This window comes from Nostoc sp. DedQUE07 (assembly GCF_034530975.2).
Classification (GTDB): Bacteria; Cyanobacteriota; Cyanobacteriia; order Cyanobacteriales; family Nostocaceae; genus Nostoc.
In genome coordinates this window covers 130,775-142,206 of sequence record NZ_JAVRCC020000005.1, presented here as the reverse complement: position 1 = coordinate 142,206, position 11,432 = coordinate 130,775, and the positions used below count along the sequence as shown (strand labels likewise).

Annotated in this window: 9 protein-coding genes; 5 read left to right on the top strand and 4 right to left on the bottom strand. The window is 42.0% G+C overall.

From position 1 onward, the window contains the following. Positions 1-356: 356 nt before the first annotated feature. Positions 357-683, bottom strand: a complete 327-nt coding sequence (locus RMZ95_RS06015; RefSeq protein ID WP_289795423.1) for a hypothetical protein — start codon at positions 681-683, stop codon at positions 357-359. Between the two features lie 533 nt (positions 684-1,216). Between RMZ95_RS06015 and RMZ95_RS06010 the strand changes: the two genes are divergently transcribed. Together RMZ95_RS06010 and RMZ95_RS06005 are read left to right on the top strand one after the other, a co-directional pair. After that, positions 1,217-2,869 carry an ABC transporter substrate-binding protein gene (locus RMZ95_RS06010; protein ID WP_322684952.1) on the top strand — a complete coding sequence of 551 codons (1,653 nt, stop codon included), beginning with the start codon at positions 1,217-1,219 and terminating at the stop codon, positions 2,867-2,869. A gap of 188 nt (positions 2,870-3,057) precedes the next feature. Next, entirely contained in the window at positions 3,058-4,083 is a 1,026-nt protein-coding gene (locus RMZ95_RS06005) for an ABC transporter permease (protein WP_322672922.1), read from the top strand. A gap of 83 nt (positions 4,084-4,166) precedes the next feature. On the opposite strand, the gene RMZ95_RS06000 is transcribed toward RMZ95_RS06005, so the two are convergent. Next, the gene (locus RMZ95_RS06000) at positions 4,167-4,712 is read right to left on the bottom strand and encodes a hypothetical protein (protein WP_322684953.1); all 546 of its coding nucleotides are present in this window, start codon (positions 4,710-4,712) and stop codon (positions 4,167-4,169) included. 316 nt (positions 4,713-5,028) lie between these two features. On the opposite strand from RMZ95_RS06000, the gene RMZ95_RS05995 reads away from it, so the two are divergent. The 3 genes from RMZ95_RS05995 (at position 5,029) to RMZ95_RS05985 (ending at position 9,008) form a co-directional block, all read left to right on the top strand. Next, the gene (locus RMZ95_RS05995) at positions 5,029-6,048 is read left to right on the top strand and encodes a LuxR C-terminal-related transcriptional regulator (RefSeq protein WP_322684954.1); all 1,020 of its coding nucleotides are present in this window, start codon (positions 5,029-5,031) and stop codon (positions 6,046-6,048) included. Between the two features lie 88 nt (positions 6,049-6,136). Further along, positions 6,137-8,773, top strand: a complete 2,637-nt coding sequence (locus RMZ95_RS05990) for an ATP-binding protein (protein WP_322684955.1) — start codon at positions 6,137-6,139, stop codon at positions 8,771-8,773. 10 nt (positions 8,774-8,783) lie between these two features. After that, entirely contained in the window at positions 8,784-9,008 is a 225-nt protein-coding gene (locus tag RMZ95_RS05985) for a hypothetical protein (RefSeq protein ID WP_409882165.1), read from the top strand. On the opposite strand, the gene RMZ95_RS05980 is transcribed toward RMZ95_RS05985, so the two are convergent. Both RMZ95_RS05980 and RMZ95_RS05975 read right to left on the bottom strand, forming a co-directional pair. Continuing rightward, entirely contained in the window at positions 8,997-10,112 is a 1,116-nt protein-coding gene (locus tag RMZ95_RS05980; protein WP_322684956.1) for an ABC transporter permease, read from the bottom strand. The two genes, RMZ95_RS05985 and RMZ95_RS05980, sit on opposite strands and share 12 nt — an antisense overlap. Positions 10,113-10,243: 131 nt before the next feature. After that, positions 10,244-11,125 (bottom strand): Npun_R2479 family HD domain-containing metalloprotein, encoded by an 882-nt coding sequence (locus tag RMZ95_RS05975; RefSeq protein WP_322637286.1) that lies wholly within the window; start codon positions 11,123-11,125, stop codon positions 10,244-10,246. Positions 11,126-11,432 lie beyond the last annotated feature (307 nt).

Here is an 11,432-nt window from a genome sequence, read left to right as displayed (position 1 = left end):
ACAGCGTGGGTGCTTTGGCAATGCTTACTCGCTTCGGGAGGTTTACCTATGATAGGGTAGCCATCGCCAAGCAAAAATGAGAATGTTTTAAAAAGTGTAACTATTGATGGAATTGTTTGCAAGCGTGTAAATTGATGCGATCGCGTAGCATCTCTAAGTTTTTTCGCTACCAATACCCGTCTAGGATGAAATTTGCTTATCTTTTCTTTACGTAGGGATTGAGGACTGGGGACTGGGGACTGGGAAAATATTCCAAAATTTGCTGTAGGTAATAACCCGGAACATCATTTTTGAGCTAGCTGATTACCCAATCCCCAATCCCTAATCCCCAATCCCCAATCCCCAGTCCCCCATATTTACTGAACCACTAAGTGGATATTTTGCAGTTGACACTTTGCCTCAGCTGTACCCAGACGTTCGATTACCTGTTCGGCGCTCATCAGACGCTTGAGTACTACTTGGCCGATGGTCTGACTACCAATTACTGGTGTTGTTGGCTTCACTTCTACGGTTAAAACGGCTTCTTCAACTCGATAAAGCCAGAGCAATTCATTTTCTTCGACTAAACAAATATTCATTCGCTGAATATCTGGTTGGCGTCGCCATGCAGTTATTTGCCAGAGTCCATCAGATGCCCAAACTCTTGCAACTGCCCATCCCTCAGATAGAAAGAAATACTTCACGGTCTTAGTCTCACTATTAGACTTTCAATCTGCTGTTAACAATATCGCGATCGCTTTAGTCGCTGATGTTCAAACACACTTCTTTTTGAGAATACAGCCGATCTTGACGAAAAAACCCTTTATCGGTGTCTATTCCCAAGCAGCAACAGGTGAAATCTCAACTTACACTACTTGGGCTAAGTGTCAAAGCTTAACAAGACCTATTTTTCTAGTAACTATGAATTTACGACAAATTTAACCAATGTTAAAAATTTTAATTACATAAAAACTTTTCAATACTTAATAAATCTTAAATTTAAAATTATGTATTTCATCAATGATTTTTTGTAACCAAATAGTGCATAGGCGTAACCCGTTGTAGGCATCACAGCAATAAACTTGATTATGAACTTGAGTATCCGCCACAAATTTTTGATTTAGATAGCTCCAGAGCGTTCCATTGCAACAAGAACCACTATAAATTGTGAAGATTCAGCATAATAGTCACAAATGTAGTAAAATTGCTGACCGCTGATATCAAATATATTAACGCCATGACCTGGTTTTCCTTGTCCGTGAAACGGTGGGGTCGGATTACACAATTCCTATCTTTGTTCTGTCTATGTTTATTTTTAGTTGTTAGTTGCGCTCCTCGTCCGCAATCAACTACGCCGCCATCTGGTTCTGTAAATACCCCTACAGGTGATGGTCGTATTACTATCGGTACAACAGCCAAGCCAAGAACCCTCGATCCTGCTGATGCTTATGAGTTAGCAGCTTTAGGTTTGGTGTTTAATATGAGCGATCGCCTCTACACCTACGAACCAGGAAGCATCGAAATTAAACCCCAATTAGCTACAGCATTACCCAAAGTCAGTCAAGACGGCTTAATTTATACCATCCCCTTACGTCAGGGAGTAGTTTTTCACGATGGGACTCCCTTTAACGCTCAAGCAATGGCCTTTACCATTCAGCGCTTTATTGAAAATAAAGGAAAACCCTCATTTTTACTAGCTGATATAGTAGATTCGATCAAACCGACAAGCGAGTATGAGTTGACAATCAAGCTGAAAAAGTCCTTTGCAGCTTTTCCTTCACTGTTGGCGTTTCCTGGAGTGTGTGCAGTTTCGCCAAAAGCTTACGAAGTCGGCGCTGGTAAATTCAAGCCGAATATTTTTGTGGGGACTGGCCCTTACAAATTAGGACAGTATGGTACTGATTCCATCCGATTTGATGTGTTTGATAAATATTGGGGAGAAAAACCAGGTAACAAGGGTGTTAACCTTCAAATTCAAACTAGTCCGGTTAATTTGTTTAATGCTTTCCGTACAGGTGCAATCGATGTAGCTTATCTGTCGCTGCAACCAGATCAAAATCGCAGCTTGGAAGAAGGTAGTAAAAAAGGGGATTGGCAAGCGATCGCAGCTGAAGGTAGTGTAGTAAGTTATCTGGTATTAAACCGGAATCAAAAGCCTTTAGATAAATTAGAGGTAAGACAAGCGATCGCCTCCATAATTGACCGTCCACTTTTAAACGAGCGAGTATTATTTGGTCAAGCAGATCCGCTGTATAGCATGATTCCCACAACATTTAAAGTTTCTGTGCCATTATTCAAAGATAAATATGGCGATGCTAACTTCGAGCGAGCTAAAAAATTATTAACTACTGCTGGCTTCTCCAAAGAAAATCCTGCAAGAGTGCAAGTTTGGTATCCTTCTAGTTCACCTACTCGGAGTTTGGCAGCACAGACACTCAAATCTCTTGTGGATGTCAAAATGGATGGAATACTGCAATTTGAAGTTACCCAAGCGGAAGGGCCTGCCTTCTTTAAAGACATTGCCAAGGGTTTGTATCCGGCAGCTTTACTTGATTGGTATCCAGACTTTTTAGATCCAGATAATTACGTCCAGCCATTTTTATCTTGTGACAAAGGTTCAACTACTAAAGGATGCGAAGATGGAGGCAGTCAAACTCAGGGATCGTTCTACTATAACGAAGCTATAAATAAACTGATTGACGGGCAACGCAAAGAACAAAACCCCGAAGCGCGTCAGAAAATTTTTAACGAAATTCAAACGCAAGTAACTACTGATGTACCTTACGTTCCCTTATGGCAAAACAAAGACTATGTATTTGCCCGAAATGGTGTTAATGGCGTAAAACTTAACCCTACCCAAATTTTGGTTTACCAGACACTTAAAAAATAATTCGTAGTTGATAATTCGTAATTCGTAATTTAATTTTTTGAGGTTTAAATTCCAACAGCTAAAAGCCACAGATTTGACAATTTAATGTGATAAAAAGCCCAAATATTACGAATTACGAATTACGAATCACAAATTACGAATTACGAATTACGAATTACGAATTACGAATTACGAATTAAAAATTACTTATGTCTCGTTCTAAAGCTTTACAATATTACATTGTTTCTCGGTTGCTTCTTGCGCCACTCCAGCTATTAACGATCATCACGATTGTATTTCTCTTATTAAGAGCAACACCAGGAGATCCAGCAGATGCAATTCTCGGTGGACGTGCGCCAGAAGCAGCTAAAGAAGAATTGCGAAAACAACTCGGTTTAAATCTTCCCCTATGGTTACAGTACCTCAATTATTTGGGAAATTTGTTGCGCTTTGATTTGGGAAGTTCTTTGTTAAGTCGGGGAGAGAATGTTTGGGACATCATTGGCCAATATTTCCCAGCGACGGTGGAGTTAGCAGTATGTAGTATGGCGGTTGCACTCATCGTCGGAATTGCGGTTGGAACTCTTTCGGCTTCTCGTCCTGGGACATATTTTGATGTCGGCGGGCGCTTATTTGGGATTATCACCTACGCACTCCCCATGTTTTGGGCGGGAATGCTTTTGCAGTTGATTTTCTCAGTCCAACTCGGTTGGTTTCCCAATTCAAACCGCTTTCCGCCCAATCTTCCCGCTCCCATTACTGTGACTGGATTGTATACAGTTGATAGCTTACTCGGTGGAAATTTTACCCAGTTTTTCGCATCTTTGCACCATCTGGCTCTACCAAGTCTCACTTTGGGAATTTTGCTCAGTGGGATTTTTGAGCGAATTGTGCGAGTGAATTTAAAGCAAACTTTGCAAGCCGATTATGTAGAAGCTGCTAGAGCCAGAGGTATTGGTGAAAATAAGATTTTAGCCTCCCACGCTTTAAAGAATGCCCTAATTCCAGTAATTACAGTCTTGGGATTAACTTTTGCATCTCTATTGGGTGGAGCGATTTTGACAGAGGTAACATTTTCTTGGCCTGGGTTAGCTAATCGACTTTATCAAGCGATCGCCGATCGCGATTATCCCACAGTCCAGGGAGTACTCGTGTTTTTTGGTGCGATCGTTGTCAGTGCCAGCATTTTGATTGATATTTTAAATGCTTATGTAGATCCGCGAATTCGGTATTAGAGATTCTCTTGTTTTGCTTTAGCTAAACTCGCTGTAAACCATAAAACTATTACTCGCTTTCCCTTTCAAACAGAAGACTGAAATTACTGTCCAACATCCAAGTTAAAGTAGAAACTCTCGTCAATAATTCTATTGCTGCCAACGTCTTTTATAATGTGTATGCTAACTCGGTGTTGTCCTGGTTGAAGCTTCCAAGTTTTTTGGAAGTTACCAATATTATGACAAGCAGCATAAATCGGGAAGTTACTAAGAGTGAAAAGTCCATTTTTATAACTTTCAACTCCATTTTTAAATAAATATCCTCTGACTTCTACTTTATTGAGTAGAGTTTGAGATGGTATGCAATAATAGACGTTTGATAATCTTAGAGTATCTCCAGATTTGAGAAAGAGGCGATCGCGATTTTTCACATACTGAAGTTCGTTGCTATTAACTTGGATAGTAAGATTATTAACGCATACTTTAGCAGCGAGAACTTTATCACACGTTGTAGAAGTGGCGATGACTGAGGGCTTTAGTTGTGGGGAAGATTTTTTATCACGTTCAATTATGGCAGGTACCCCGGCAGCTGCTATGGTAGCGATAGCAGCAATGAGAGCAAGTACGATTTTTTTTGTAAAAGCGTTCATGTGACTAGCTCCTAAAGTTTTTATGAGTCACTACTTAATCACTGTGTCCACATTTATATATGGCTTTTTGTGACTATTGCGTATCTTATGAATCAGTATAAGGTCACGATTGTGAAACGTCAACTTTTTAAAGTCACAAAAACGGTGTAAATAGTAAAATTTTGTTTTAAAAACGTTAAAATCCAGTTGTGGTAAAGGTTAGCATGGTAATAATCTAGAAAAAAAAACTATACTTTTATACTTTTGTGTACGAATATGAAAATTTTACAATATCCATAGTCACAAAAATGTAAAAAATAATATAATATGAGGAATTATGGATCAACAGCAATTCTCTGAAGCAGTCAAAAAGCTGACACCTCAACAAGAGAAGGTGTTGAGAAGCGTCTTAGCTGGTGAGTCAGATTCAGATATTGCTGACCAATTGGAAATTCAAGAAGCTACGGTTAGAAAGCATGTAGAAAGGATTTACCGAGCATTTGATACGACTGGCAAATCAAGCGATCGCCCCTCAAGTCGCAGTGAACTTTTTGCTTTATTTTTTAAGTACCAACCTGAACTGTTAGTGAGTACAGGAAAGGCGATAAAAGATTGGAGCGAGCTTATTAGAGAAGTAACTCCCACAGTCAACCCCTTCATCCCCTTTACAGGCAGAATAGAAGACCCACAACAGTTTTTTGGCAGGGAACACGAAATATCACGGGTATTTGAGGTACTTAACAGTAATAGTAGTGTCACGCTTATAGGAGAAGAAGGAATCGGCAAGTCATCTTTGTTATGGGTGATTTGCCAACAGGCAGAAAATTATTTGCAGTTACCACGCAAGCCAGTTTTTTTAGATTTAAATAATGGAGTTCATGATGAAGATGAATTCTACTTTGCTTTGTGCGATAAAATTGGTATTCCTGAAAGCAAAGGCTATAGACTAACTCGCAATTTACAAAAGAAAAAAGTGCTATTAGCTATAGATAATTTAGGAAAGTTAATCGAAAACGGCTTTACTCGCCAAGTTAGGGATCAATTGCGCGGTTTAGCTGAAGGGCGTGATGCTTCTTTGCGGTTGATTTTAGCTGCTAACGAACCTCTGGACAAGCTATTTAACGATAGTCAGGATAATGGCAAAACATCTCCACTATCAGGTATTTGCCAAGAGGAACACATTCATCCTTGGGATGAAGCTACTATGCGTGCTTTTATTACCAGCCGTTTAGCCAAAACTTCTGTGAGTTTTACAGAAGAGGAAATCATCCAACTCATCCAAGAAAGTGGCGGACATCCTCGCAAACTGATGCAATTGTGTTATCGAACTTATTCACAATATTATGGTGTGCAATGAATGATACCGCTTTGATCTCTCCTCCAACCCCTTCGCTCATTGGGACTGGGGGGTTAGGTTCTTCATGGGTGATGATGGAGGTTGAATAATGATCCCTCTACCCCGCCTAGACTTAGCACCCAAGTTGAGGCGTTCTCTCTCGCTGTGGAATCCTTTGGATTATCTACGCCTGCTGTATTGGGTGTTTTTCTTTCCCCAGGCTTTGCGGTGGTATTTGGATGCATTCGGTGGTGGGTACATTCCTGAAGAGGAAATGAATTGGCGGAAAGGATGGGAGTTATTGCGTCAAAATGCTATCCAACGTCAGTTGCTTTTTCAAGGATTAGTTTTAACAGTAATTACACCTGTAGCTATAGGTCTAATTTTTCAGGCTGTAAATGTTCCCGTTAACTGGTTCGGCGTGGCGTTCGGCGTGGCGTTCGGCGTGGCAGTAGGCGTGGCAGTAGGCGTGGCGTTCGGCGTGGCGTTTGGTGTGGCGGTAGGCGTGGCGTTTGGTGTGGCAGCAGGCGTGGCAGGAAGCATGACAGGAGGCGTGGCAGGAAGCGTGACAGGAGGCGTAGCGTTCGGCGTGGCGTTCGGCGTGGCATTTGGCGTGGCAGCAGGCGTGGCGTTTGGCGTGGCATTTGGCGTGGCAGCAGGCGTGGCGTTTGGCGTGGCATTTGGCGTGGCAGGAGGCGTGGCGTTCGGTGTGGCGTTCGGTGTGGCGTTCGGCGTGGCGGTACTGCGTCCAGAAACCTGGCTTATTGGCTCACCTTTAAACTTGCGAATCATCCGAAATGGTAGTTGGCTACTCCCCCACATCACTCCACTTCCCCTTCCTAATCTTGTTTGGCGCTTGCAAAATTGGTTGCAAAATGATTGGGAAACAGGTTTACATAATACTAATGAACTGCTGGCATATACGCTACAATTCATTCCTGTTGTCCAAGCAGTCAATAGAGTACTTGCCAAAATCCCCTCAGAGCAACTTATTTGGAATGTCTCTCGACTAGCAGCAAATCCTTTTGATTGGAATCTAGTACGTTTTGCTTCAGCTTCTCTAGATGAAACCCTAAAGTCAACGTTTATCAAAGAGTTTTTCTCTTTCCCCTGGTTTTTTTTCTTCCCTCCTTCTTGGGGAAAAGGTTTACAGGCTCGTTTTAACACAGACACTCGCTTAGATACTCCTGCCCATGCTGCTGCTGCTGGTTTCTGGCATCTGCATGAAAAAGAACCAGCAAAAGCAGTAAAGGCTTTTACAGTAGTGCGTTCTCTACTTTACGGTGAGGAAATGTACACCCTTGCCCAAACTCTAGCGGTGTTTGATGAAGCTCAAAAACCAGCCACTATTGCTGCTATCCAAGTTCCTCCTTTTCCCCAAGAACCGCTTTTACGTCTAGTTACCTGGAAAGTGCTTGCTAATTTGCGTCGAGTTGTTGAGGATGTCCAGTTTGTTAATCGCAGCGTCTCACGTTCAGCCAGGTCTTTAGCTCTCAATCGAGCATTAGGCGAACTGACAAAAATCCTAAATCAAGCTGACAACTTGCCGCAAGCAGAGCAAGGGTTAATCATAGATATCACTGAAACTTGGAAAGAAAGCCTTTTACAAATCGCTGGTGAAGTGGGAGAAATTTCCATTACCAAGCCTGTGATTAATCCTTATGTTGTAGGCGACCCCGTTCAAGGTCATCTCTTCGTTGGGCGAGAAGATGTCATCAGACACTTAGAAGAACTCTGGGTGATGGGTAATCAACTCCAGTCTATAGTTCTCTACGGTCACAGGCGCATGGGCAAAACTTCTATTCTGGTTAACGCTGCTCAATGTCTAGGCTCACAAATACAGCTAGCTTATGTCAACTTGCTACGTTTGGGAGATAGCCCCCAAGGTGTGGGTGAGGTGCTAATGGCAATTTGTGATGAAATTTCTCAAACTGTAAAACTTCCACCCCCAACTGACGCTGATTTAATAAATCTTCCCTACCGGACTTTTGAACGCTATTTAAAACAGGTTGAAGTAAACCTAGATGGTGGGTTAATCATTGCCTTAGACGAGTTTGAGAAAATTGAAGATTTAATTGAAGCGAAAAAAATCCCTATCGACTTTATGGGTTTTTTGCGGGGGTTGGTGCAAATGAGTTCTAAAATCGGCTTTGCTTTTGCTGGTTTGCACACATTAGAAGAGATGACAGCAGATTATTTTCAACCCTTCTTTGCCAGCGTCATTCCTATTCATGTAGGTTTTCAAGAACGTGCAGCTACCCGCCAAATTCTTGCTAACCCAGGTAATGAAGACTTCCCCCTCGACTACATCCCGGAAGCTTTAGATGAAATTTATGCTTTGACACACGGTCAACCATATTTAGTACAACTGCTGGGTTTTCAGCTAGTACGCCGCTACAACGACTTTGTTTTTGAGCAAGGGCGATCGCGTAACCCAGTTTTCACAGTAGAAGACGTGGAAGTAGTTGTCAATAACCCTGAGTTTTTCAAACGGGGACGCTACTACTTTGATGGGGTTTGGGGTCAGGCGGCGCGGGGTGCTGAGGGTCAACAGGTAATTCTACAAGTGCTTGCACCTCACTTACAAGGGCTAAGTCTGGATGCCTTAGCTCAGTCTACAGGTATGAACGACGCCGATTTACAGGAAGCGCTGAATACTCTGAAGCGTCATGATGTTGTTGAGGAAATTCAGGGAAGCTGGCGGATTATGGTAGAACTTTTTCGCCGTTGGGTTTTACAGCAATAGAGTACAAGCGATGCCTACGGCTGGCTACGCCTACGCAAAAGCTATTTCAGGGTTCGCATTTGTTATTTCGGAGTTCGCAAAAGCTATTTCGGGGTTCGCATTTGTTATTTCGGAGTACGCAAAAGCTATTTCGGAGTACGCAAAAGCTATTTCGGAGTACGCATTTGTTACTTTGGGGTTCGCATTTGTTATTTCGACGACCCCATTTGCTATTATTGATGGCTTATCTTCTTAAACTGCGCGGGTCGAGTGCATCTCTCAGCCCATCACCGAGTAAGTTGAATGCCAGCACTGTGAGTATAATCAGCACAGCCGGCGGCCAGATTAACCAAGGTTGCAACACCAAAATTGAAGCATTGCTAGCTAGAGAAAGCATATTTCCCCAAGAGGGGTCTGGTTGTTGAATACCCAAGCCGATGAGACTCAATATCGCCTCTGCACCAATAAAGCTAGGAATTGCAAGAGTCGCAGAGATAATTACATAACTAGCCGTTTGCGGTAAAACATGACGGATAATGATATAAATTGGGTTCGCGCCCATTGCCCGTGCGGCTTGGACAAATTCTCGCTCTTTAATTGATAGTACCTGTCCCCGAATCACCCGTGCTAAACCAGCCCAGCTAATCACCGAAGTAATCACCACAATCAGCAAAAAGCGCTGGGTACTACTTAAACCAGCTGGTAAGACTGCGCCCAATGTCACCAAAAGATAAATACTAGGGAAAGTCATTAGCACTTCTGCCAAGCGCATAATGATGCTATCAGTCACACCGCCGAAATAGCCAGAAATTCCCCCGATGAGCAAACCAAGGGGATAGGTAATGATAATGCCAAAAATCCCAATAAACATGCTGATGCGACCGCCATGTAGCAAGCGACTAAATTGGTCGCGGCCTTGGTCATCAGTACCGAAGATGTTTAACTTTGCGCCAGTTGTTGTGCCAAATAAATGCCAATTTAAGGGGATACCGCCAAAGATTGTGACTTCATCCCACTTCGGCGGTAGTGGCAAACTCATCTGCAACAATCGGTATTCTGGCCCGGAGACAAATAGACGCAGAGGCGAAGGCTTTTTCGAGTCTACAATGAGTTGGCGATCGCCTGTATCTAAATTCGTATCTCCCTGAGTTGTCGGATAAACATAAGGCCAGGTAAACTGCCCTGACTGAGAAACCCAGTGTATCTTCGTTGGTGGCAGTAGTGAACCATTAGGCTGTGAAGCATAGGGGTCATAAGGAGCTACGAAATCAGCTGCAATTACTGCTATATAGAAAATTAACAGTAAAATTGCCCCAAATCGTGCTAAAGGGTTTTTCTTAAGTCGTCGCCACCAATCCATAGTAGTTAGGAGTTATAAGTTAGGAGTTATGAGTTATTAAATTTTTATCTTAATTCATAACTCATGATTAATAATTTTCAACTCCCAACTTTTGTACAGACAAGGGTTACTCGCGTCTCTACTCCTAACTCCTAACTCTTAACTGCTAACTTCTCTAAATACCGCTGCTGTTCTTCTTGTTGTTTTTCATGTTCCACAACAAACACGTTTGAGTAAAGATTTGCAAGAATTTGTTTTCCCTGTTGTGTTAATGATAGGTAATGCAGTCCTTCTTGAATATAGGGATATACGCCATTCCAGTAAAACTTAGCGTAGTTGTTACGCAAATCGGCAGGGGTTTTATAGCCCAAAACTTTATTTACACCAGTTTCTTCAAACTCGTAAAATAAAGAAGTAATTTTCTTCAGGTAACGCGGGTCACTTAGTTGACCAATTAAATCAGCAGCCCGGACTAATCCTGCAAAACACCTTGTATCTTGATGATCTTCTGCCGCAGGTACGGGAAATCGAGTCAATTCAATATTGCTCTTAATTGCCTCAGCATCGATTAATTTGTGACCTCCAAAACGCTCATCGATGAAAAGCTTGGCTCTATCAACATGATAAGGTGTCAGACTGGCATCAGAAGCACCAGCAGCTACAGAAATCATTCTGCCATTTTTACCTGTGGCATATAAGTTTGCTGTTTCTCGGTCTTGCCGACAAACCCCTTTAACGTAGCCAATATCGTGACACACTAAAGAAATAATACAATGCAACCAGTCTTCACTGGAAACACCGCCTTCCCTGATATGTTTGCCACGTAAAATTTCTTGCCCCACTAAGGCGACTAGGACTGTGTGTTCAACATTATGGTAAAGGGCATCGCTATTAGCAATGTTTTCCAAAGCCATGTTACCCGCCCAAGCGATAATATCCTGATAATCATTTTTAAAGCAGCCATAAGTGCGGCGATAGCCGTCTCGAATTTCATTTACAAAGGCATCAATTAAAATTTCAGTGGCATTGAACATATCTGCTTACTCTGGTAAATACCAATTTTTTATTGATTTGATTGATTTCAAAATTCCATAATCAAGGCCACCCTTGCTGGAATTTCAGGCAATGGAGTTTGCTCCTTTGTAACTCACGTGTAGCTGTAGACGCTAGCTTTATCTGTGCCTGAATACACGGCTTCCTGGCAACACAAAGGCTTTAGAGAAATAATTGATTACGTATAAAAAATAATTTCCTGGTCTACCAAGGTACATAAATACTTTCGACTCTAATTAGATAAATCTAGATCGGCTATATTAGTTTTTCATATTTAGGCATGGGTTG

What these genes read in the sequence shown, in the direction of transcription:
- RMZ95_RS06010 (WP_322684952.1), top strand. Translation starts at nt 1,217, where the DNA reads ATGACCTGGTTTTCCTTGTCCGTGAAACGGTGGGGTCGGATTACACAA.
- RMZ95_RS06005 (WP_322672922.1), top strand. Translation starts at nt 3,058, where the DNA reads ATGTCTCGTTCTAAAGCTTTACAATATTACATTGTTTCTCGGTTGCTT.
- RMZ95_RS06000 (WP_322684953.1), bottom strand. Translation starts at nt 4,712, where the DNA reads ATGAACGCTTTTACAAAAAAAATCGTACTTGCTCTCATTGCTGCTATC.
- RMZ95_RS05995 (WP_322684954.1), top strand. Translation starts at nt 5,029, where the DNA reads ATGGATCAACAGCAATTCTCTGAAGCAGTCAAAAAGCTGACACCTCAA.
- RMZ95_RS05990 (WP_322684955.1), top strand. Translation starts at nt 6,137, where the DNA reads ATGATCCCTCTACCCCGCCTAGACTTAGCACCCAAGTTGAGGCGTTCT.
- RMZ95_RS05985 (WP_409882165.1), top strand. Translation starts at nt 8,784, where the DNA reads ATGCCTACGGCTGGCTACGCCTACGCAAAAGCTATTTCAGGGTTCGCA.
- RMZ95_RS05980 (WP_322684956.1), bottom strand. Translation starts at nt 10,112, where the DNA reads ATGGATTGGTGGCGACGACTTAAGAAAAACCCTTTAGCACGATTTGGG.
- RMZ95_RS05975 (WP_322637286.1), bottom strand. Translation starts at nt 11,125, where the DNA reads ATGTTCAATGCCACTGAAATTTTAATTGATGCCTTTGTAAATGAAATT.